The sequence below is a fragment of the Allobosea sp. FG18 genome (genome assembly GCF_057809495.1).
This window is the reverse complement of record NZ_JBMDKB010000005.1, coordinates 96297-117161: the sequence shown is the minus strand read 5'-3', so window position 1 is coordinate 117161 and position 20865 is coordinate 96297. Positions and strand designations below refer to the sequence as shown.

The 20865-nt window shown below is 66.9% G+C and carries 20 protein-coding genes; 7 read left to right on the top strand and 13 right to left on the bottom strand.

Annotated elements, in window-relative coordinates:
• The first annotated feature begins 346 nt into the window (after positions 1-346).
• The 6 genes from ACODTJ_RS07665 (at position 347) to ACODTJ_RS07640 (ending at position 5161) form a co-directional block, all read left to right on the top strand.
• Positions 347-1108 (top strand): GntR family transcriptional regulator, encoded by a 762-nt coding sequence (locus ACODTJ_RS07665; protein WP_454654790.1) that lies wholly within the window; start codon positions 347-349, stop codon positions 1106-1108.
• Between the two features lie 19 nt (positions 1109-1127).
• Positions 1128-2105, top strand: coding sequence for a 2-hydroxyacid dehydrogenase (locus ACODTJ_RS07660; RefSeq protein ID WP_454654791.1), 978 nt, complete (start codon positions 1128-1130; stop codon positions 2103-2105).
• Positions 2106-2181: 76 nt separating this feature from the next.
• Complete coding sequence (locus ACODTJ_RS07655; RefSeq protein ID WP_454654793.1) at positions 2182-2985, top strand: transporter substrate-binding domain-containing protein; 804 nt, start codon at positions 2182-2184, stop codon at positions 2983-2985.
• A gap of 121 nt (positions 2986-3106) precedes the next feature.
• The gene (locus ACODTJ_RS07650) at positions 3107-3796 is read left to right on the top strand and encodes an amino acid ABC transporter permease (protein WP_454654795.1); all 690 of its coding nucleotides are present in this window, start codon (positions 3107-3109) and stop codon (positions 3794-3796) included.
• The gene (locus tag ACODTJ_RS07645; RefSeq protein ID WP_454654796.1) at positions 3796-4449 is read left to right on the top strand and encodes an amino acid ABC transporter permease; all 654 of its coding nucleotides are present in this window, start codon (positions 3796-3798) and stop codon (positions 4447-4449) included. The genes ACODTJ_RS07650 and ACODTJ_RS07645 overlap by 1 nt, the downstream gene beginning before the upstream one ends.
• Positions 4430-5161 (top strand): amino acid ABC transporter ATP-binding protein, encoded by a 732-nt coding sequence (locus ACODTJ_RS07640; protein WP_454654798.1) that lies wholly within the window; start codon positions 4430-4432, stop codon positions 5159-5161. Before ACODTJ_RS07645 ends, ACODTJ_RS07640 begins: the two co-directional genes overlap by 20 nt.
• Positions 5162-5341: 180 nt before the next feature.
• On the opposite strand, the gene ACODTJ_RS07635 is transcribed toward ACODTJ_RS07640, so the two are convergent.
• The 13 genes from ACODTJ_RS07635 to ACODTJ_RS07575 form a co-directional block, all read right to left on the bottom strand.
• Positions 5342-5728 carry a RidA family protein gene (locus ACODTJ_RS07635; RefSeq protein WP_454654799.1) on the bottom strand — a complete coding sequence of 129 codons (387 nt, stop codon included), beginning with the start codon at positions 5726-5728 and terminating at the stop codon, positions 5342-5344.
• A gap of 34 nt (positions 5729-5762) precedes the next feature.
• The gene (locus ACODTJ_RS07630) at positions 5763-6563 is read right to left on the bottom strand and encodes a creatininase family protein (RefSeq protein ID WP_454654801.1); all 801 of its coding nucleotides are present in this window, start codon (positions 6561-6563) and stop codon (positions 5763-5765) included.
• 10 nt (positions 6564-6573) lie between these two features.
• The gene (locus tag ACODTJ_RS07625) at positions 6574-8259 is read right to left on the bottom strand and encodes an ABC transporter permease subunit (RefSeq protein WP_488848047.1); all 1686 of its coding nucleotides are present in this window, start codon (positions 8257-8259) and stop codon (positions 6574-6576) included.
• Complete coding sequence (locus ACODTJ_RS07620; protein ID WP_454654806.1) at positions 8256-9299, bottom strand: ABC transporter substrate-binding protein; 1044 nt, start codon at positions 9297-9299, stop codon at positions 8256-8258. The genes ACODTJ_RS07625 and ACODTJ_RS07620 overlap by 4 nt, the downstream gene beginning before the upstream one ends.
• 14 nt (positions 9300-9313) lie before the next feature.
• A complete protein-coding gene (locus tag ACODTJ_RS07615) occupies positions 9314-10345 on the bottom strand; it encodes an ABC transporter ATP-binding protein (RefSeq protein ID WP_454654808.1) in 1032 nt (343 codons plus the stop codon).
• 155 nt (positions 10346-10500) lie between these two features.
• Entirely contained in the window at positions 10501-11490 is a 990-nt protein-coding gene (locus tag ACODTJ_RS07610; protein WP_454654810.1) for a LysR family transcriptional regulator, read from the bottom strand.
• 117 nt (positions 11491-11607) lie between these two features.
• Positions 11608-12633: an SIS domain-containing protein gene (locus ACODTJ_RS07605; RefSeq protein ID WP_454654811.1), complete on the bottom strand. Its 1026-nt coding sequence runs from the start codon at positions 12631-12633 to the stop codon at positions 11608-11610.
• Positions 12626-13573 carry a carbohydrate kinase family protein gene (locus tag ACODTJ_RS07600; protein WP_454654812.1) on the bottom strand — a complete coding sequence of 316 codons (948 nt, stop codon included), beginning with the start codon at positions 13571-13573 and terminating at the stop codon, positions 12626-12628. The genes ACODTJ_RS07605 and ACODTJ_RS07600 overlap by 8 nt, the downstream gene beginning before the upstream one ends.
• Positions 13570-14646, bottom strand: a complete 1077-nt coding sequence (locus ACODTJ_RS07595; RefSeq protein ID WP_454654814.1) for an ABC transporter ATP-binding protein — start codon at positions 14644-14646, stop codon at positions 13570-13572. Before ACODTJ_RS07595 ends, ACODTJ_RS07600 begins: the two co-directional genes overlap by 4 nt.
• Positions 14646-16160 (bottom strand): argininosuccinate lyase, encoded by a 1515-nt coding sequence (locus tag ACODTJ_RS07590; RefSeq protein ID WP_454654815.1) that lies wholly within the window; start codon positions 16158-16160, stop codon positions 14646-14648. The genes ACODTJ_RS07595 and ACODTJ_RS07590 overlap by 1 nt, the downstream gene beginning before the upstream one ends.
• Before the next feature lie 5 nt (positions 16161-16165).
• Positions 16166-17008, bottom strand: coding sequence for a carbohydrate ABC transporter permease (locus ACODTJ_RS07585; protein ID WP_454654816.1), 843 nt, complete (start codon positions 17006-17008; stop codon positions 16166-16168).
• Positions 17008-17952 (bottom strand): carbohydrate ABC transporter permease, encoded by a 945-nt coding sequence (locus ACODTJ_RS07580; RefSeq protein WP_454654818.1) that lies wholly within the window; start codon positions 17950-17952, stop codon positions 17008-17010. Before ACODTJ_RS07580 ends, ACODTJ_RS07585 begins: the two co-directional genes overlap by 1 nt.
• Before the next feature lie 153 nt (positions 17953-18105).
• Positions 18106-19365: a sugar ABC transporter substrate-binding protein gene (locus tag ACODTJ_RS07575; protein WP_454654820.1), complete on the bottom strand. Its 1260-nt coding sequence runs from the start codon at positions 19363-19365 to the stop codon at positions 18106-18108.
• A 165-nt stretch (positions 19366-19530) separates the two neighbouring features.
• On the opposite strand from ACODTJ_RS07575, the gene ACODTJ_RS07570 reads away from it, so the two are divergent.
• A complete protein-coding gene (locus ACODTJ_RS07570; RefSeq protein ID WP_454654821.1) occupies positions 19531-20772 on the top strand; it encodes an ROK family protein in 1242 nt (413 codons plus the stop codon).
• The last annotated feature ends 93 nt before the right edge of the window (positions 20773-20865 follow it).

The following is a 20865-nucleotide window of genomic DNA, read 5'->3' as shown; positions in this document are numbered from 1 at the left end:
AAGTCGGCCAGCCTCGATGTCGCTCTGCGGCTGCCGTCATTGCGAGCGTAGCGAAGCAATCCAGGGGACTGGCTGAGAAGCTGCCTCCAGTCCCCTAGATTGCCTCGTCGCTTAGCTTCTCGCAATGACGACGAATCCGTCAGGTTCGACCGAAGTCGAGCCTTCCGGACAAGCCTTCCCGTCAGGGCAAGCACCTAATAGGCGGCGTCGGTCGCGCAAGCCTCAGCCGTGCAGGCCGGCGCACGCCTTCGCGGAGGTGAAACATCCTCTTGTGAAATTTCACAACATGTCTACGCTTCCTCCCAACAGGCGCCGATCAAGAGCGCTCTCATGGAGGAAACCGGGAATGGCGCATGCTGCGGTCCAGCCCCGACAGGCCGAGGCAGAAGAGGCGAGTGCGCCCAAGCGGCGCAATCGCGTCAACCTGTTCGAGCTCGCCTATGAGCGGATCGAGGCGATGTTGGTCACCTGCGAGCTGCCGCCCGGCCGCTTCCTGTCGCTTCAGGATCTGCAGGACATGACGGGCTATGGCCGCACGCCGGTTCATCACGCCGTGAACCGGTTGGCTGCGGATACGCTGATCGTCGTCCGCCCGCGCCATGGCCTCCAGATCGCGCCGATCGACCTGGCGCGGGAACGTGTGCTGCTGCGGCTGCGCCGCGACCTCGAGCGTTTCGTCATCGGGCTTGCGGCCGAGAGAGCCGGCCCCTCCCATCGCAACCAGTTCTTGCATATCGAGCGCCTGCTGCGCGAGCGCCGCGACAACTTGAGCCTGGCGGAGTTCAACACGCTGGATCGACGGATCGACGAGACGGTGCTGGCAGCCGCCGCGGAGCCTTTCCTTCAGCACACGTTGCGCCCGCTGCATACGATCTTCCGGCGCATCGGCTTCATCTATCACAGCGCGATGCCGCAGCGGGTCAGCCTCGCCGTCTCGATCGACCACCACATCGCCGTGCTGAACGCCATCGCGGCGCGCCGGGCGGATGAGGCTGTCGCTGCCTCGGATGCGCTGATCGGTTTCGTGGACGGCATGTTCGACGAGATGGAAGCGGCGATCGATCCATCCCTGCTGGATTGCGCGGTCGAGCCGCTGCTGAAGACCTGACGGAAGGAATTATCGGACCATGCGCATTGTCTTCCACGGCGAGAACGCCGCTTCCTTCAGCCACGGCTTTGACGAGCTGGTTGGCGACAAGGCCGATATCCGGCTGCTGCCTGACCATCTCGAAGCGGGGGGCGACCAGAGGGCCTATGCCGAGGCCGAGGTCATCGTCGGCGTGAAGTTCGATGCCAATCTGCCGCAGCCCGCCGGGCTCAAGCTGTTCCATGTGCCGGGCGCCGGCTACGACATGGTCGATCTCAACGCGCTGCCAGCCTCGGCCGCAGTCTGCAACTGCTTCGGCCATGAACAGGCGATCGCGGAATATGTGATGGCGGCCCTGCTGGCGCGCAGCATCCCGCTGGCGGATGCCGACCGGCGCTTGCGGCAGGGCGATTGGGCCTATTGGGCCGGCGCGCCGGAGCGCGTCCATGGCGAGATCGCGGGCCAGACCATCGGCCTGCTCGGCTTCGGGCATATCGGCAAGGCGATCGCGGCGCGGGCCAAGGCCTTTGAGATGAAGGTCCATGTCGCCAATCGCAGCATCGTGCCGGCTTCGCCGCTGGTCGACCGCGCCTTCACGCTCGATGCGCTGGAAGAGTTCTGCGGTTCTGTCGATGTCGTCGTCGTCTCCGTGCCGTTCACCGACCAGACCAGGGGGATCGTCGGCGCCGCCGCCTTCGCCGCGATGAGACCGGGTGCCGTCGTGATCAATGTCGGGCGCGGCCCGACCATCGACGAGCAGGCGCTGTTCGATGCCCTGAGGGCCGGCCGGATCGGCGGGGCGATCATCGATACCTGGTATCGCTACCCCACGGCTGGGGACAGCACGCCGCTGCCTGCAAATCTGCCTTTCCACGAGCTTTCAAACGTTTTAATGACGCCGCATATGTCCGGGTGGACGAGCGGCACCATCAGCCGCCGGCAGGGGGTCATCGCCGACAACATCAGGCGTCGCTTCGCAGGCGAGCCGCTCGCCAACGTCGTGCGCGCCAGCGCCTGACCCGGATTTCTTCCGCAACCGGCCAACAGAAGCCGGGCCAAGACAAGCGGCGTCGCCGCAGCAGAGGAGACATCACGTGAACTTGCTCAAGCATCTCAAGATTGCCGGCCTGGCCCTCGCACTCGGCGCCGGCGTGCTCGCCGCCAGCCAGGCCTCGGCCCAGACGATGGCCGACATCACCAAGCGCGGGAAGGTCCGCATCGGCGTGCTGATCGGCGCTCCGCCTTATGGCTCGGTCGACTCGACCGGCAACGCCATCGGCTATGACGCCGACGTCGCCGCGCTCGTCGGCAAGTATATCGGCCTGCCGGTTGAGGTCGTGCAGCTGACGCCGCCGTCGCGCATTCCGGCGCTCGAAGCCAACAAGGTCGACTTCCTGGTCGCGACGCTGGCGCCGACCCCGGAACGCGCCAAGGCCGTGATGTTCACGATCCCCTACAGCGCCTTCCAGATGGGCATCTATGCCAAGAAGGGCACGGCCATCAAGGATTGGGCCGATCTCAAGGGCAAGAAGGTCGGCGTCAATCGCGGCTCCAGCGTCGAGCGCGAATTCGTCAACCGCGAGAAGGAGCTGAACCTCACCATCCTGCGCTTCGAGGACGATTCGACCACGATGCAGGCGCTCTTCTCCGGCCAGGTCGAGGCCATCGCCGGCCCCGACGCCCAGGCCAACGCCGCCATCAAGGCACGCGGCGAGACCGAGACCGAGGTCAAGTTCTTCTTCGGCATGCAGCCGAACTCGATGACCGTCCGCAAGGACGCCTACGAGCTGAAGCAGTGGCTGAACAACGTGATCTACTACATCAAGCAGAACGGCGAATTGAACGCCGTCTCCGAGAAGTGGGTCGGTGGGCCGCTGCCGCAGCTCCCCACGTTCTGATCCGACGCGTCCGGCCGGCACGGGCGTCCTCGCTCCGTGCCGGCGGTCTCAATCCGGCCGCCGGCTCTGTCCGGCGGCTGCCCAGGGCCCTGCGCGTGCCTGACCTGAGGAGGAAGTCTCCTTGCAGTTCGATCCCGTCCTCGCCGAATCCGACCTGATCCTGAAGGGGATCTGGCTGACGATCGTGCTTTCGGCCAGCGCCATCGTGCTCGGCTGCACGCTTGCGGTCCTGCTCGTGGCGCTGCGGACCCTGGCCGGGCGCTGGGCCGGCATCGTCGTCGACGCCTATGTCGAGCTGATGCGCAACACGCCCTTCCTGATCCAGCTCTTCATGATCTTCTTCGGCCTGCCGCTCCTGGGTATCCGGATGTCCGGCGTCGAGGCGGCGCTGCTGACCATGACGCTGAATCTCGGCGCCTACTCGACCGAGATCATCCGCGCCGGCGTGGAATCGATCCACAAGTCGCAGTTCGAGGCCGGCGTGTCGCTGGCGATGACGCGGCGCCAGGTCTTCCAGTATGTCGTGCTGCAGCCCGCCTTCGCCCGCGTCTGGCCAGCCTTGTCGAGCCAGTTCGTGCTGATGATGCTGGCCTCCAGCATCTGTTCCTTCATCTCGGTGCAGGAACTGTCCGGCGCGGCGGCGATCGTCGAGCAACGCACCTTCCGCTCGTTCGAGACCTATATCATCGTCACCGTGGTCTATCTGGTGATGGCGCTGTCGCTGAAGGTCTTCCTGCTCTGGCTGGGCCGCAAGCTCTTCCCGCAGGTCTCGGGCCTGTCCCGCCTCGACGCCAAGGCGGAGGCCGCCTGATGCAGACCTTCGGTTGGCCAGAGGCCATGTTCATCTTCCGTGCGGCCGGCTGGACGCTGCTGCTGACCGCGATCTCCTTCGCCATCGGCAGCCTGATCGGCGGCGCCTTCGCGATCATGCGCCTCTCGCGGATCAAACTGGCCCGCAACTTTGCCGCTGGCTACATCCTGGTGATCCAGTCGATCCCGGTGCTCATGGTGCTGTTCATGAGCTATTACGGGCTGTCGATCATCGGCATCGAATTGCCGCCTTTCTTCGCGGCCTCGGCCTCGCTCGCGGTCTATGTCTCGGCCTATCTCGCCGAGATCTGGCGCGGCTCGATCGAATCCGTGCCCTACCAGCAATGGGAGGCCTCGGCCTCGCTCGCGCATTCGCCGGCGCAGACCTACCGCTATGTCATTCTGCCGCAGGCGATCCGCATCTCGCTGCCGCCGACGGTCGGCTTCCTCGTCCAGCTCGTGAAGAACACCTCGATCGTCTCGGTCGTTGGCTTCGTCGAGCTCTCGCGTGCCGGGCAGCTCGTCAACAACGCGACCTTCCAGGCCTTCCAGGTCTTCTCGCTGGTCGCGGTGATCTATTTCGCGATCTGCTTCCCGCTGTCCCGGCTCAGCCGCCATCTCGAAAAGGTGATGAATGCCAGCCGTTCTCATTGAAGACATCCACAAGAGCTACGGCCGGCTCGAGGTGCTGAAAGGCGTCTCGCTCAGCGTCGATGCGGGCCAGGTCGTCGCGATCATCGGCCGCTCCGGCTCGGGCAAGTCGACGCTCCTGCGCTGTATCAACGGGCTCGAGACCTTCCAGTCCGGCAAGATCGTGGTCGCCGGCCACGACATGACCCAGGACCCGAAGAAGCTGCGCGAATTGCGCAAGGATGTCGGCATCGTCTTCCAGAGCTACAACCTGTTCCCGCATCTGACGGTGGGGCAGAACATCATGCTCTCGCCGCGCATCACCAAGAACGTGCCGCAGGCGCAGGCTCAGGCACTGGCCAAGGAGGTGCTGGCGCAGGTCGGCCTCTCCGACAAGTTCGACAGCTATCCCGACAATCTTTCGGGCGGCCAGCAGCAGCGCGTCGCGATCGCCCGTTCGCTGGCGATGCAGCCCAAGGTGATGCTGTTCGACGAGGTCACATCGGCGCTCGACCCGGAATTGACCGGCGAGGTTCTGCTGGTGATGGAGAAGCTCGCCAAGGGCGGCATGACCATGCTGCTGGTGACGCACGAGATGAATTTCGCGCGCACCGTGGCGGACACCACCGTCTTCATGCATCAGGGCCTGATCTGGGAGAGCGGGCCGTCGAAGGAGCTCTTCGCCAATCCGCAGACGCCGGAACTCGCCAATTTCGTCAAGGCGGGCGCTCACTGAGCATACGGAGACCCGGAAACGTGGTGGTTTATCTCGAAACCACGCGGTCGTCCCGGGCTTGACCCGGGACCCATTCCGGAACCTTGCCAATCAGCGTTCAGGCATGGATCCCGGATCTCCGCTTCGCTGCGTCCGGGATGACCCGCGCTTTTGTCGAAGGCTTCTGAAAGCGCGGCCGGCTCAGTAGACGGCCGTCGCCTCGACCTCGACCACGAATTCCGGCCGGCTGAACCCGGAGACGATGACCAGCGTCGAGGCCGGCTTGACCGAGCAGTCGGCGAGGGCCTCGTCGCGCGCCTTCATATAGGCCGGCATATGCTTTCGGTCGGTGACGAAGGCGTTGAGGCGCACGACATTCGCCAGCGACAGGCCGCCCTCGCGCAGGATCGCGGCGATGCTCTCGAAGCAGATGCGGGCCTGCTCGCCGGCATCGTCGGGAACGCTGCCGTCCGGCGCCACGCCGAGCTGGCCGGAGGTGACGAGAACGCCCTGCGCGGCCGCCTTCATGCCATGGGAATACTGCCCGAAGGGCGGGGCGAGCGAAGCGGGCGTGAGCGGCTGTTTCATGAGCTGGTGATCCGGAGGCATATCGGGCGGCTTGTTACCATGCAGGCCGGGTATTGAGCGAGGCGAGCGGGAAACGTTCGATCTCGGCGAAGAGCTCGGCCAGCCGGTCGACGGCGAAGTCCAGTGTCGCCTCGCCCTTCGCGGCGGTCGCGAGGGTGGCATCGCCGCAGGCGCCGGCGGCGTTGAGATCCTGCGCCTGCCAGCCGGGCTTGGCGCCGCCGCCGAGTGCGATATGGCGGAACCGGTCTTGCCAATCCGCGTTGGCCGGGTGGAAATCCCGCGCCTTGTCCATGACGACGTTGGGTGCGTCCAGCGCCAGCATGACGGAAGTTTCCATGTCGCCGGCATGGATGCCGTGGCGCAGTTCATGGTCGGAGTAGAGCCCCTCGGGCATGCCGAGGCCGAACCAGCTCACGCTGAAGACCAGCATGTCGTGCCGAACGCGCAATTCGCGCGCGACGATGTCCATCGTGCTGATATTGCCGCCATGGCTGTTGAGCAGCACCATCTTGCGCACGCCCGATGCGGCGACGCAGGCGCCGATCTCGCACCACATCGCGATCAGCGTAGCGGCCGAATGGGTCAGCGTGCCCGGATAGCGCGCATGCTCGTTGCTCTTGCCGATCGACTGGCGCGGCAGGAACAGCACGGGGCTTTCCTCCGGCAGCTTGCGGGCGAGGCGCTCGACGACACCGCCGACAACGGCCGCATCGACCGAGAGCGGCAGATGCGGGCCGTGCTGCTCGGTGGCGCCGACGGGCAGCACGGCGATCAGCTTGCCGTGGTCGAGCCGCGAGAAGGCCTCGCTGGTATAGTCGGACCAGTAGCGTTTCACGGTTCTCTCCTCAGCGGGCATAGAGCTTGTCGAGCCGCACCACGCGCCCGACCAGCCAGAGCGTCAGGACTGTCGCGACGATCAGCAGGGCCGAGATGGCATGGGCGGTGGGTTCGAGCGTGGTCGCTTCCGAATAGATTCGGACCGGTAGCGTGGTCATGCGCGCCGTGGTCAGGAAGCTGGTGACGGTGACCTCGCCGAAGCTCATCAGGAAGCCGATGACGCCGGCCGCGAACAGGCCGGGCGCCAGCGCCGGCAGCGTGACCAGCAGGAAGCGGCGGATCGGGCCGGCGCCGAGGCTGTCCGCCGCCTCCTCCTGCGCCCGGTCGAGCGCCTGCACCGACGTGGTCAGCAGGGCGATGACGAAGGGCAGGATGACGACGACATGGATGCCGACGAGGCCGAGGAAGGCGGGGATCGCGACATAGATCTGCAGCAGCTTGAGCATGCCGACGCCGATGACGATCTGCGGCAGGGACAGCGGCAGCAGCCAGAAGGCGAGCAAGGCGCTCCGCCCCGCGAAGGGATAGCGGGCGAGCGCGAAGGCGGCGGGCGTTGCCAATGCCAGCGCTATCAGCACCGAGACCACGGCGAGCTGCAACGAGACGAGGAAGGAGGCGGTGTAGGAGCCGCCGAACAGGACCTGCTCGTACCATTTCCAGGTGAAGCCGCGGAAGCCGGCCGCGGTCGCCAGAGGCACGTCGTTGACGCTCTGGATGACGACGAGGCCGAGCGGTAGCAGCAAAAGGCCGATGCTCGCCGCCAGCAGCAGGCGCGACAGGGTGGGGCCGACGGCCTCGGCCAGCGCAACGAACCAGCCGGGCAGGGAGAGTGGCTCGCCCGGCTTGCCGGCGCGCCAGGGCATCGCCCGGTTCAGCCCCCAGGTGCAGAGCCCGGCGAAGATCAGGCCAGCCAGGGTGACGACAATCGCCAGCGCCGAGGCGAGCGGGGCGTTGAGATTGGCGACCGCCTCCTGCATCACCAGCATCCCGATGGTCATGACCTTCTTGCCGCCGAGCAATGTCGCCGAGACATAGGCCGTGGTCGACATCAGGAAGACGATGACGGTGCCGGAGCGCAGGCCGGGCAGGGAGAGCGGCAGGTCGACCGTGAGGAAGCGCACGGCCGGGCCGGCGCCCAGGCTCTCGGCGGCTTCGTGGACGCGCGGCGAGGTGCTTTGCATGGTGTCGTAAAGCGCGATCACCATGAAGGGCATGAAGACCTGCGCCAGCCCGACGACGACCGCGCCATGGGTGAAGAGCATGCGGTTGGCGGTGGGCAGGCCGACGAGCCGGAGCGCGCTGTTGATCAGACCGTCCGGCGAGAGCAACAGCATGACGCCGAGCGAGCGCACCACGACATTGGTCAGAAGCGGGATCAGGATCACCGCGAAGGCGAGCGCACGCCACTGCACGGGCATCCGCGCCAGCCAATAGGCGAGGGGATAGCCGAGCAGGGCCGAGATCGCCGTGGTGGCGAGGCCGATCAGGATGGTTTCGTTGAGGACCTGGAAATAGAAGCCGTCCCCGGCGATCTCGGCGAATTGGGCGAGCGACAGCGGCTGGATCAGCGACGCGAACGGGTCGCCGCCCGCCTGGAGCGAGAGCAGGATCACCACCGCCAGCGGGGCGGCGAAGGCGAGCAGCAACCAGAGCGTAACCGGCGCGGAGAGCGCCGGTCCTTTCCCGCCGGTCATCCGGCGATCTCGCGGTCGATCTTGCGCTGCCAGGCCGCGCGGTTGGCGTTGATATAGGCCCAGTCGAAATCGACCATCTTGGCGATGTCGTCGCCGGCCAGCACCTTGCCCTTGAGATCGTCGGGAATGGTGATGTTGCGCACGGTCGGCGAGTAGTAGATCTCGCGGGCGAAGGCGAGCATGCAGGGCTCGGACAGGTGGAGGTTGATCCACTCCTCGGCCAGGACCTGGTTGCGGGTGCCTTCGGTGATGCAGCCGACATTCATCGAGATGGCCTGACCCTCGACGGGGTCGGCGATGACGATGTTAGGGTTCTTGGTCTCCGCGTATTTGCGGGTGAAGGAGGCGAACTCCACGCCGATGTCGCAGATGCCCTGGTCGAACATGTCGTAGAGCTGGACCTGGCTCGAATGGATCGCGGCGAAGGGCTTCAGCTGCTTCACCTTCTGGATCACCATGTCGAAATCCTTCTCGGTGCCGCCGAAGGTGCGTGCCGTCATCATCAGCGCGGCGATGCCTTCGGTGCCGAGACCTTCGGGCCAGCTCACGCGGCCCTTCCACTCGTCGTTCCAGATGTCCTTCCAGGAGGTCACCGGCTTCTTCGCCTTGCGGCCGTCATAGACGATGGTGCAGGGGTTGAAGGCGACGCCGTAGCCGCCGATCTTGGCGGGCTCGTAGAGATGCTCGTATTGCGGCACCGCCTTGCTCGGCGCCTGCGTGACCTTGGCCTGCAGCGCCTCGCGGCTCTCATAGATGTTGAGATAGATGACGTCGAAGCTCGGCCGGCCGCGCTCGGCATAGGCACGGGCGCGGCGCTCCAGCGTGTTGCCGAGGACATAGCTGACCTTGCAGCCGTATTTCTCGACCAGCGGCTTCTCGACATGCTCGCGCACGATGCGCTCCTGCGCGCCGCCCCAGATGCCGACGACGAGTTCGTCGCCCTTCTTGGGCTGGGCGCGGACCGGCGTGATGAAATGCACGGGGGCAGTGAGGCCGGCGCCGAGCACCAGCTTGTTGAAGGTCCTGCGGGAAGGCGTCACGGCTGGCACTCCTGTCAGATGAAGGTGGCGCCGCCGGGCAGCGCGATGACGCTGCCGGGAGCACCCACGGGTGGGGGCGGGATATCGGAAGGCAGGATCAGGCGGATTGTGCCGGCCTCGCTCGCGAGGTCGACCTCGAAGCTCTCGCCGAGATAGGCGACCGACGCGATCGTGCCGGAGACGCGCAAGGGTCCCTGCGGCTTGTCCGAGAGGCGCAGGCGCGAGGCCCGCAGGACGAGCCGCCCGACGCCGTTCGGCGCAAGCTCGCAGGTCAGCCCCGGCGCATGGAACAGGCCGTTTTTCGTGCTTCCCGCGATCACCGTCCGGGCGCCGAGGAAGCTGGCGGAGAATTCCGAGGTCGGCGCGTCGCAGAGCTGGCGCGGCGTGCCGAGCTCGCGGATGACGCCCTTCTCCATCACCGCGACGCGGTCCGACATGGCCAGCGCCTCCTGCTGGTCATGGGTGACGAAGATGGTGGTGATGCCCAGGCGCTGTTGCAGCGAGCGGATCTCGTTGCGCATGTCGGCACGCAGATTGGCGTCGAGATTGGAAAGGGGCTCGTCGAGCAGCAGCACCTCGGGCTCGACCACGAGGGCACGGGCGAGCGCGACACGCTGCTGCTGGCCGCCCGAGAGCTGGGACGGATAGCGCTCGGCATAGCCGCCAAGCCCCACCGTCTCCATCGCGGCCCGCGCCCGTTCGCGCCAGACCTGCTTCGGCAGGCGGCGCATGCGCAGGCCGAAGCCGATATTGTCGAGCACTGTCAGGTGCGGGAACAACGCGTAGGATTGGAAGACCACGCCGATATTGCGCTGGTAGGGCTTGCGATGGGTAATGTCGCGCCCGGCGAGCAGCACGCGGCCGCCTGTCGTCGGCACGAAACCGGCGATCATGCGCAGCGTCGTCGATTTGCCGCAGCCGGAGGGCCCAAGGAGGGAGAGCAATTCGCCTTTGCCGATCTCCAGCGAGAGCCGGTCGACTGCGAGCGCGCCGCCATAGCTCGCGCTGAGGGAGTCGAGGGTGAGATAGCCGGGATCGGCCGTCATCGCCCTGCCTCGCCCCGGCCGGTTTCGATCAGCAGTTGGCTCGGCATGGTCCCGCCCTGTCCGTGGCCGCCTGGATACCCAGATCGACGGCACTATGGAGCGTAGCCGGCACAACAGGAAGCTTATGGCGGATTATGATCGGTATATCGCCACGCTTATTCTGCTGGCATCGCTTCGCGGCGCGGTGCCTCGTGAGCGAGGTCGTTCAGCGCGTGGTCGAAGCGCTTCGCCTCCTGGCGGATCAGGTTGCGCAGCCACTGGTTCGGCCGGCTGGCATGGGCGCGTTCGTGCCACTGCATGTAGAGCTGCATCTCACCGAATTCGCGCGGTGCGGGCACGACCGTCAGTTCGCCGAAGCCGGCCGTCTCGGCGATATAGTCGGCATAGGGCTTGGCGGTGCTGAAGACGAGATCGGTCCGGCGCAGCAACTGCGGGATCTGGGCGTATTCGGGCACGGTGACGCCGACGCGCCGGCGCAGGCCCAGTCGCGCCAGCGGCGCGTCGATCGGGCTATACGCCGCATTGGCGATCGGTGTCGGCGAGACGTGGTCGTGTTTCATGTATTCGTCGAGATCGATCCGGGACAGGCCGGCGAGCGGATGGTCCTTCCGCATCACGCAGGCGATGCCGCAATGGAGCAGCGTGCTGGAACGCAGATTGCCGGGCGGGGCGAGCCAGCTGCCGATCACGAGGTCGGTCCGCTCGCCGAGTTCGCCGGCGAGATCGGTGCGTTCGGTCGGAGCGTAGAAGTCGACGCAGATGCCGGGCGCTTCGCGGCGCATGCTCGCGACCACCGCCGGGATCAGGAAGGCGCCGAAGCTGTTCATGGTGGCGACGCGCAGCCGCAATTCCGCGGTCGCGGGATCGAAATCGCGGCCCGCTTCCGTGGCCTCGGTGAGCTGCCCGAGGACGGCTTCGAGCAGAGCCTGGATCTCACGTCCGCGCTCGGTCGTGACCCAGCGCTGGCCGGAGCGGACGAGGAGCGGGTCGCTGAACACGGCGCGCGCCCGCTTGAGGCTGAGGCTGACCGCCGGCTGGCTGTGGCCGAGCAGGGCCGCCACCCGCGAGACATTCTTCTCCTTCAGCAGGAGATAGGTCGCCCGCAGCAGGCGGACGTCGATATTCGGATCAAGGCCCTGGTACATCGGGGGCATTCCTTCCGGGCGGCGGATCCGGACGAAACCTAGCGCCCGCGGATGCCCAGCGGAAGTCATGCAGGCCCCGGGCGCGCTCTGCTTCGGACGGGAGAGCGGCGCGGCGTTTTAGAGCGTCTGCGTGACCTTGCGCAGATGCGGCGGGCGGTCGGGGTCGAGCCCGCGCGCGGCCGCGAGCGCGGCGATGCCGCCGTAGAAGGCGCGCGCCTGCAGCAGCGGCATCAGCGCGGCCGGGCTCTCTGCCGGTACGGGCAGGGCGATGCCCGGCACGACATCGGAGCCGGCATAGGCGATATCGGCGCCCAGCCCGGCGAAGGTGCGGGCGATCGAAAGCGTGCTCTCGCTGCCTTCGTCCGTGGGGTCGAGGACCAGTGCCGGGAAGCCCGGTCCGACCAGCGCCAGCGGGCCATGCAGCACCTCGGCGGCGCTGAAGGCTTCGGCATGGATGCGGCAGGTTTCCTTGAATTTCAGCGCCATCTCTTGGGCGATGCCGAGCCCGAGCCCACGGCCGATGACATAGAGGCTCGTCGCGTTCTCGAGGCGCCGGAAGAAGGGTGACCAGTCGCAGAGTCCGGCCTGACGGAGCAGCTCGGGGGATCTCACCAGCGTGTCCGCAAGGTCGCGCTCGCAGCTCCAGGCGGCGGCGAGATGGAGCAGCGCGATGCCGGTGGCGAGGAAGCTCTTGGTCGCGGCGACGCTGGTCTCCGAGCCGGCGGCAAGCGGCAGGGCGACATCGACCAATGCCGCGAGCGGCGATTCCATATCGTTGATCAGGCCGACCGTGAGCGCGCCGCCACGCTTGGCGGTCTCGGTGAGTTGCAGCGCGTCCGGGCTGCGGCCGGATTGCGAGGCGGCGATGAAGACGGCACCCGAGAGATCGAGCTCCTCGCCATAGACCGAGGCGAGGCTGGGGCCGAGCGAGGCGACGGGCAAGCCGAGCGTGCGCTCCAGCAGGTATTTGCCATAGGTCATGGCGTGATCGGAGGAGCCCCGCGCACAGGTTGCGATGAAGGCGGGTTTGCGCCGCCGGAGCTGTTCGCCCAGCTGCGCCATGGCGTCGGCATTGGTCGAAATCTGGCGGGCAGCGACCTCGGCCGCTTCGGCCGCCTCGCGGGTGAGAAGGGCTTCAGGCATCGATCCGGTCATCGCTGTGCAGCAGGTTCTGGCTCATGGCATCGACATCGGCACGGTCGAGCCGCATCCCGGCTCCGCCAACCGAACGCACTGACAGCGTGCCGCAGGCGATGCCCTCCGCCAAGGCCTGTTCGCGGGAGGCCTCGGCGAGCCAGGCAACGAGGAAACCGGCATTGAAGGCGTCGCCTGCTCCCGTCGTGTCGAGAACCGGTCCACCCTCGGGCGCGGGCAGGGTGATGGCGTCGTCGCGCTGGAACAGTCGCGCGCCGTTGCCGCCGTCCTTGATGACGACGATCGGGAAATACTGGGCAAGGCGGCGGCCGGCCTTGTCGAGGTCATCGCAAGCGGTGATCACGCGCGCCTCGGCCGCGTTGGGCAGGAAGATATCGGCGCCGGCGGCGCGCGCGATCAGGTCGGGCCGGCGGATCCAGTCATCGTCCCAGCTCGGATCGAGCGAGACGGTGAGGCCGGCATGCTTCGCCCGGTCGATCAGGTCGGGGATTTCGGCGAGCGTCGCGAATTCGGCGATGTGGAGATGGCGTGCGGCCGGGTCTGCGAGGGCTACGTCCAGCGTCGCCGGGCGGGCGCTGCCGGCGCGCCGGGACAGGAAGGCACGCTCGCCGTCCTGCACCATCACAACGGTCGGCTGCGGGCCTGCCTCTGGCGTGCGTTCGAGCCAGCGGAGGTCGACGCCGCTTTCCGTCAGCGCGGGCGCCAGCGTGCCGGAGAGCGGGTCCGTGCCGAGGCGGGCGAGCAGGCCCGCGCGTGTTCCGAGCGCGGCGAGATGGGCGGCCGTGATGAAGCCGCCACCGCCCGGCACGATCGCCACCGTCTCGGCGAAACGCTCCTCGCCGAGACGCGGCATTGCGTCGAGCCCCCGGAAGACGATGTCGCAGTAGAGCCGGCCGATGCTGAGGACGAGGTCGCGGCCGACGCTCATAGGGCGCGCTCGGTTGCCGCGTCGAACAGGCGCAAGGAATCGATGCCGGCGCCGAGCCGGACTTCGTGGCCAACGACCGGCGGCGCCTTGGCCGAGGCAGAGGCGAGGATAAGGCCGTCGCCATGCTCGACATGGACGAAGGTCTCGGACCCCAGCGGCTCCACCACCGCGACCTTGCCGGTGAGCACGAGATCGGCGGTTTCACCGGCCGCGAGCACGCGCAGTTCCTGCGGGCGGACGCCGACCAGCACCTCGGCGGGGAGCGGCGTGGGGCGGGACGGCAGAGCGATGGCGTTGCCGGCCAACTCCAGCTTCGGCTTGCCATCGGCGGTGGTCGTCCTGGCCGGCAGGATGTTCATCGTCGGCGAGCCGATGAAGCGGGCGGTGAAGACATCGGCCGGTTTCTCGTAGAGCTCCATCGGCGCGCCGACCTGGAGGATTCGGCCGTCGCGCATCACCACGATCCGGTCGGCCAGCGTCATCGCCTCGACCTGATCATGGGTGACGAAGACGATGGTGCGGCCGAGCCGCTGGTGCAGGCGCTTGATCTCCAGGCGCATCTGCGCACGCAACTGGGCGTCGAGATTGGAGAGCGGCTCGTCGAAGAGGAAGGCCGAGGGGTCGCGCACCATGGCGCGGCCGATGGCGACGCGCTGGCGCTGGCCGCCCGACAATGCCGAGGGCTTGCGCTCCAGCAGCGGTTCGAGGCCAAGGATGCGCGCGGTCTCCTCGATGCGGCGGCGCTTCTCGGCCTTGTCGAGCTTGGCCGTATAGAGGCCGAAGCCGATATTCTCGGCGACGCTCATATGCGGGTAGATCGCGTAGTTCTGGAACACCATGGCGATGTTCCGCTCCTTCGGCTCCAGCCGGTTCACGGGCCGCTCGCCGATGGTGATGGTGCCGCCGTCGATCTCCTCAAGACCGGCGATCATGCGCAGGGTGGTCGACTTGCCGCAGCCGGACGGGCCGACGAAGACGACGAATTCGCCGTCCTCAATGGCAAGGTCGATGCCGTGAACGACCTGCGTCTTGCCGTAGCGCTTGACCAGCCCCTGAAGCTCGATACCCGCCATCAGGCTGCTCCCATCAGATCCGCGAAGGCGGCGTCGAGTTCATGGCGCGCGGAAGCCTCGCGTGCGGCGGTTGCAGTCGCAGCGAGGCCGGCAGCCACCAGCACGCCGCGATAACCCGCAAAGGCGGCGGCCAGCGCCTGCGGCCCCGGCCCGCCGAAGCGCTCGCGCACCGCGACGAAATGTTCGGGCGAGACGGCCTCGGCGAAGGCGGCTTCGGTCAACGCCGGCTCGCGGCCGGCATGCTCGCGGAAGGCCTTGCGGAAGGGGGCATAGCCGTCGCGCGGCAGGTCGCCATCGGCTGCGACCACGGCGCGCGCGACATCGGCGGCGATCTCATGGGCGGTGCGGAAGGACAGGCCTTCCGACCGGACCAGCGTGTCGGCAAGCTCGGTGATGGTGATGCAGGAGCGGCGGATGTTCTCGGCGACGCGCCGCCCGTCGACCTGTAGCGCCGGCAGCAGCACGGCGAGGAGGCCGAGCACGCGCTCGCCGGTGGCGAAGGCCTGGTAGCCGGCCTCGTTGGTTTCGCCCTCGGCATCGTTCATGTCGGTGAAGGGCGTGTTGTGGACGATGTCCCTGACCATCCGGGCGCGCGCCACGGTCTGCGATGCCAGATGGCGCAGATGCTCGATCGGCACGGGATTGCGCTTCTGCGGCATGATCGAGGAGATCTGCACGAAAGCATTGGGCACGTAGAGCTGGCCGACCTCGAAGGCGGTCCAGACCTGCAAATCCTGGATCAGGCGGCCGAGATGCAGGAAGACGAGCTCGACCGCGCTGTAGGTCGCGGTCAGGTAGTCGATCGCGGCGATGCAGCCATAGGAGTTCTGCAGCGGGGCCGAAAAGCCGAGCAGATGCGCGACGCGGGCGCGATCGAGCGGGAAGCCCGAGGTGGTGATCGCGGCCGCGCCCATCGGCGAGAGATCGAGCAAGGCGCGCGCCTGCACCAGTCGCTCATGGTCACGCAGCATCACTTCGATCGCGGCGGAGAGGTAATGGCCGAAGGTGGTCGGCTGGGCCGGCTGGCCATGGGTATAGGCGACGATCAGCGTCGCCTTCTCGCGCTCGGCGAGATCGAGTGTCGCGGTGATCAGGGCGCGTAGCAGGCCGGCCATATGGTCGAGCCGCGGCTTGAGGGCGAGCTTGAACAGGGTGTGGTCGATATCGTTGCGCGAGCGGCCGGTATGGAGGCGCCCGGCATCGTCGGCCGGGAGACGCTTCTTCAACTCGGCCTCGATCAGGAAGAAATAATCCTCGACCGTGCCATCATAGCTCAGCGCGGCTGGGTCGATCTCGTTGTCGATGTCGGCGAGCGCGCGGGCGATGCGGCCGGCCGTGGCGCGTGGCAGGATGCCGGTCTCAGCCAGCATGACGAGATGCGCTCGGTCGATGGCGCGGAAGCTCTGGACATGATGCGTCTTCGCGCCGTCGAAGAGCGGGCGCAGCACCATTTCCTTGTAGACGGGATCGGGGAAGACGGACGTGTCGCTCGCCCGTGGATCGGTTTTCGTCATGGCAATCAGCCCTTGAGACCGGCGAGGACCACGCCGCGCACGATATAGCGCTGGAGCAGCAGGAAGACGGTCAGCGTCGGCAGGGTCGCGAGCGCGGCACCCGTCATGATCAGCTCCCACTGGACCTGCGATTCCACCGCAAAGCTCGTGAGGCCGACCGGCAAGGTGTAGAGTTCCTTTGATGTCGTCACGATCAGCGGCCAGATGAAGGCGGTCCAGTTGCTGAGGAAGGTGAAGATCGCCAGCGCCGAGAGGGCGGGCGTCACCAGCGGCATGGCGATACGCCAGAAGATCGCGAATTCGTTGAGGCCGTCGATGCGGGCGGCTTCGAGGAAGTCGTTCGGCACGGTCTCGAAGAACTGCTTCATCAGGAAGGTGCCGAAGGCCGTCATCATGCCCGGGAACATGATGCCCCAATAACTGTCGAGCCAGCCGAAGTTCTTGGCCATGACATACCAGGGGATGACCAGCATCTCGGTCGGGATCATCAGCGTCGAGAGGATGGCGATGAAGACGAGATAGCGGCCGCGGAACTGGAACTTCGCGAGGGTGTAGCCGACGAGGCTGTCGAAGAAGACGTTCGACAGCGTGACCGCGACCGCGATGCCGAAGGAATTGGCGAACCAGCGCAGGAAGCGGCCGTCCGAGAGCACGGTGACATAGTTTTGGAGCGTCGGATGGGCCGGGAAGAAGGCGAGATCGTAGATCTCGGAGGAATCCTTCAGCGAGGTCGCGAACATGAAGGCGAGCGGCGTCACCATCAGCAGGCCGCCGCCGAAAAGCAGGAGCCAGGTGAGGAGGCGGCCGGGCTCGATGCGCAGGGCCAAGGGGGAGGCGGCGGCGCTCATCAGCGGTCTTTCAGCAGCCGAAGCTGCAGCAGCGAGACCACGAGCAGCACGAGGAAGAGCACGACGGTCTGGGCCGCGGCATAGCCCATGTCGAAGGAGGAGAAGGCCGTCTGATAGATCATCAGCACGAGCGGCTTGGTGGCGTTGAGGGGCCCGCCGGGGTCGCTGCTCGTCTGGCTGGTCATGTTGTAGACCTGATCGAAGATGCGCAGGAACCCGATCGAGGAGAAGACGACGAGGAAGACGATTGTCGGCTTGAGCAGCGGCAGGGTGATGCGCCGCAGGATCGTTCCGTTCGAGACGCCGTCGATGCGGGCGGCCTCGTAATAGGTCGTCGGGATCGCGCGCAGGCCGGCCATGAAGATCACGACCTGGAAGCCGAGCCCCGCCCAGATCGCGGGTGCCAGCACGGCCGGCAGCGATTGCGTGGTCGAGCGCAGGAAGGGCTGCTGGGCGATACCGATGCCGGCGAGCAGGTTGTTGAACAGGCCGATCGGCACCGGCTGGTAGAACCAGCGCCAGACCCAGGCCATCGCCGCCGCGGTCGTCAGGAAGGGCAGGAAATACAGCGCCCGGATGAAGCCGTGCAGGAAGCGCACGCGGTCGAGATGATAGGCGATGGTGAAGGCGAGCAGCAGGCTGATCGGCGTGCCCAGCAGCAGGTAGAGCGCGGTGTTGCGGAAGACCTGCCAGAAGACGGGATCGGCCATCAGCCGCTTGAAATTGGCGAGCCCGATGAAGGAGGGCTTGGTCAGCAGGTTCCAGTTAGTGGTCGCGATCCAGAACGCTTCAAGCGTCGGATAGAAGCGCACCACCGCATAGAACAGCACCGGCACGGCCAGGAAGGACCAGGCCCAGAGGACCTGCTTCTGGCGCATGCCGAGGCCCGAAGAGGGGCGGGCGCCGGAATCGGCGGCTTTCTGAGACAAGCTCATCGTGACCATTCCGAAGCGTGCGCGGGAACCGTCGCGTCATCCCGGACAAGCGGCGAAGCCGCGCCGATCCGGGATCCATCGTCGAGCGTCGGAGCACTATGATGGATCCCGGCGCTCCGCTGCGCTGCGGCCGGGATGACGGCGTGGTTCACGCGCGGGCTCTCACTTCTTGTAGAAGCGGTCGAGGATGGCCTGCTCGGCCTTGGCGGACTCCGCCAGCGCGGCCTTGGCGTCCTGGTTCTGCAGCAGCACGCGGTTGATCATGTCGAGCGAGACCTGGCGCTGAGCCAGCTCGTCGACGAAGACCGTGGCGTGCGCGTAGTTGAGCGCCTTGAGGAACGGCCCGTAGACCGGGTGGTTCAGGTTCTTCTCGGTCTCGGCCGCTTCCTTGCGGGCTGGCAACTCGCCGACGGTCTCGAGCCAGAGCTGCATCGCCTCGGGCGTGGTGACGAAGGCGAGGAACTTCTTGGCCGCTTCCAGCTTCGGGCCGGTCGGCTTGGTGGTGATGGCGTTGACCCAGTAGCTGGCGAAATTCGCCTTCTTGCCGTCGGCCGAGGCGGGCAGTTCCGCGACGCCCCATTCGAAGGCCTTGATGCCGCCGAAGGCGCCGAGGCGGAAGGAGCCGTCGATTGTCATCGCGGCGCGGCCGGCGCGGAAGGCGGCCTGGCCCTCGTCCATGAAGCCGACCTGGCCGACCTTGTGAGTGCGCTGGAGATCGGCATACCAGTTCAGCGACTTGGCGCCGACCTCGCTGTCGTAGGTGACCTTCTTGTTGTCGTCGCTATAGGGCGCGCCGCCATTCTGGCGCAGCAGCGTCTCGCGCCACCAATGGTAATCCTGGCCGGGGAAGTCAAGCGTGATGCCGGCCGAGAGCATGTTGCCGGCGCCGTCGCGCTTGGTCGTCTTCTTGGCGAAGTCGAGCAGTTCGTCGACGGTCTTCGGCGGCGTGTTCGGGTTGAGCCCCGCCTCCTGGAAGAGCTTCTTGTTGTAGAACAGCGCGAGCGAGCGCACCGCCGTCGGCAGGGCGTAATACTCGCCGTCGCGCTTCATCGCCGAGACGATCGGATAGAATTCCTTCTCGATCGCGGCAGGCGGGAAGGCGTCGCGCGGCAGCGGCTGGATGAACTTGGCGCCGACGAAATTGTCGAGCCAGCCATAGAAGAGCTGCACGACATCCGGGCCCTGGCCAGCCGGCATCGCTGCGGCGATCTTGGTCTGGTAGTCGGCATAGGGGAAGGTCGTCTGCTTGACCTTGATATTCGGATTGGCGGCCTCGAAGCGCTTGATCAGCTCGGTCATCGCCTTGACGCGCGCGTCGAAGACATACTGCCAGTACTCGATCTCGACGGTCTGCGCCTTCGCGCCGGCGACCGCGCCGACCGAGACCATCAGACCCAACAGCATCCCGCGTAAGCCGCGCATGACCCTCTCCCCTGATTTCAGCGTCCTCCGTCCCTGCCGGCGGACGGCATTCGGGAGGCTCGCCGATATCGTCGTCTTGGCGGCCGGCGGCTGTCAATCAATTAATTCACTTGAGTTGGATTAATTGCCGGAGCAGGCTGTCGACCCGATCCAACGCGACAGCCTATGCCGAACCGTTCCGTCCCTCCCTCCCGCAGCGTCGCCGTCGGCACCAACCCCGAGCGGACGCGCAGCCATAACCGCCGGGTGGTGCTGGAAACCGTACGCCAGCACGGGCAGCTCGGCCGGTCCGATATAGCGGTCCTGACGAAGCTAACCGCGCAGGCGGTCTCGAACATCGTCGCCGAATTGGTCGAAGAGGGCTTCCTGACCGAGCTCGGCCGGCGCCGGACGGCGCGGGGCCAGCCGCCGGTGGAGTTCGCGGTCAATCCCGAGGGCGGGATGACTGCGGGGATGGAAATCGCGGCCGATCACGTCACCACCGTCCTCGTCGACCTCGCCGGGCGGGTCAGGGCGCAGCGCATCGCGCCTCTCGCGGACACGACCGTCGCGGGCGTGCAGAAGATGGCTGCGGCAGAGCTGGCAGCGGTCAGGCGCGAGGCCGGCCTGCCCGAGCGCCTGCTCGGCTGCGGGGTGGTGATGCCAGGCCCCTTCGAGATCGAGGGCATGAACTCGGTCGGGACCTCGCCGCTGCCCGGTTGGGCCGGGCAGGATGCCGCGCAGCTTCTGCAGGACGCTCTCAACACGCCGGTGGTGATCGAGAACGACGCCAATGCGGCGGCGGTTGGCGAGCATCTCCATGGGCTCGGCCGCAACCTGCGTCATTTCTGTCAGATCTATTTCGGCGCGGGCCTTGGGCTTGGCGTCATCGTCGCAGGCCAGCCCTATCGCGGGGCCTTCGGCAATGCCGGCGAGATCGGCCATATCCCGGTCGTTCGCGATGGCCGCGCCTGCGCCTGTGGCGGGCATGGCTGCCTCGAACGCTATGCCTCCTTCCATGCGCTGGCGGAGACCTTGCGCGAGGCCGGGCTCGCCGAGGTTGGGCCGGAGGAGGTCGCGCGCCTGCATGGGCAGGGCCATCCCGCCTTGTCCGGTTGGATCGCGGAGGCAGCCGGGCTGCTGGCGCCGGTCGTGACGATGCTGGAGAACCTGTTCGACCCGGAGACCGTCATCCTCGGCGGTGAGATGCCGGACACGGTGATCGATGCGCTGATCGCGGCGATGTCACCTCTGCCGATCTCGGTGGCGAACCGGCCGGGGCGGACGATCCCGCGCGTCCAGCGCGGCGCGACCGGGCGCTTGACGGCGGCGCTCGGTGCGGCGGCGCTGCCCTTGCTCGACACGATGACGCCGAAGCTCGACCGCGTCAGTCTTGCGCCGGAAGCGGTTGCCTCGCCCGCGGGCTGACGAGGCTCCTGCGTTCACGGACCGGGGATGCTGTTTGCCCTCGATCAAGGAAGCAACCGGCCAAACCAGCTAGTCAGCGGGCTCCAGGACAAC

What these genes read in the sequence shown, in the direction of transcription:
- ACODTJ_RS07665 (WP_454654790.1), top strand. Translation starts at nt 347, where the DNA reads ATGGCGCATGCTGCGGTCCAGCCCCGACAGGCCGAGGCAGAAGAGGCG.
- ACODTJ_RS07660 (WP_454654791.1), top strand. Translation starts at nt 1,128, where the DNA reads ATGCGCATTGTCTTCCACGGCGAGAACGCCGCTTCCTTCAGCCACGGC.
- ACODTJ_RS07645 (WP_454654796.1), top strand. Translation starts at nt 3,796, where the DNA reads ATGCAGACCTTCGGTTGGCCAGAGGCCATGTTCATCTTCCGTGCGGCC.
- ACODTJ_RS07640 (WP_454654798.1), top strand. Translation starts at nt 4,430, where the DNA reads ATGCCAGCCGTTCTCATTGAAGACATCCACAAGAGCTACGGCCGGCTC.
- ACODTJ_RS07635 (WP_454654799.1), bottom strand. Translation starts at nt 5,728, where the DNA reads ATGAAACAGCCGCTCACGCCCGCTTCGCTCGCCCCGCCCTTCGGGCAG.
- ACODTJ_RS07625 (WP_488848047.1), bottom strand. Translation starts at nt 8,259, where the DNA reads ATGACCGGCGGGAAAGGACCGGCGCTCTCCGCGCCGGTTACGCTCTGG.
- ACODTJ_RS07615 (WP_454654808.1), bottom strand. Translation starts at nt 10,345, where the DNA reads ATGACGGCCGATCCCGGCTATCTCACCCTCGACTCCCTCAGCGCGAGC.
- ACODTJ_RS07610 (WP_454654810.1), bottom strand. Translation starts at nt 11,490, where the DNA reads ATGTACCAGGGCCTTGATCCGAATATCGACGTCCGCCTGCTGCGGGCG.
- ACODTJ_RS07605 (WP_454654811.1), bottom strand. Translation starts at nt 12,633, where the DNA reads ATGCCTGAAGCCCTTCTCACCCGCGAGGCGGCCGAAGCGGCCGAGGTC.
- ACODTJ_RS07600 (WP_454654812.1), bottom strand. Translation starts at nt 13,573, where the DNA reads ATGAGCGTCGGCCGCGACCTCGTCCTCAGCATCGGCCGGCTCTACTGC.
- ACODTJ_RS07595 (WP_454654814.1), bottom strand. Translation starts at nt 14,646, where the DNA reads ATGGCGGGTATCGAGCTTCAGGGGCTGGTCAAGCGCTACGGCAAGACG.
- ACODTJ_RS07590 (WP_454654815.1), bottom strand. Translation starts at nt 16,160, where the DNA reads ATGACGAAAACCGATCCACGGGCGAGCGACACGTCCGTCTTCCCCGAT.
- ACODTJ_RS07585 (WP_454654816.1), bottom strand. Translation starts at nt 17,008, where the DNA reads ATGAGCGCCGCCGCCTCCCCCTTGGCCCTGCGCATCGAGCCCGGCCGC.
- ACODTJ_RS07580 (WP_454654818.1), bottom strand. Translation starts at nt 17,952, where the DNA reads ATGGTCACGATGAGCTTGTCTCAGAAAGCCGCCGATTCCGGCGCCCGC.
- ACODTJ_RS07575 (WP_454654820.1), bottom strand. Translation starts at nt 19,365, where the DNA reads ATGCGCGGCTTACGCGGGATGCTGTTGGGTCTGATGGTCTCGGTCGGC.
- ACODTJ_RS07570 (WP_454654821.1), top strand. Translation starts at nt 19,531, where the DNA reads ATGCCGAACCGTTCCGTCCCTCCCTCCCGCAGCGTCGCCGTCGGCACC.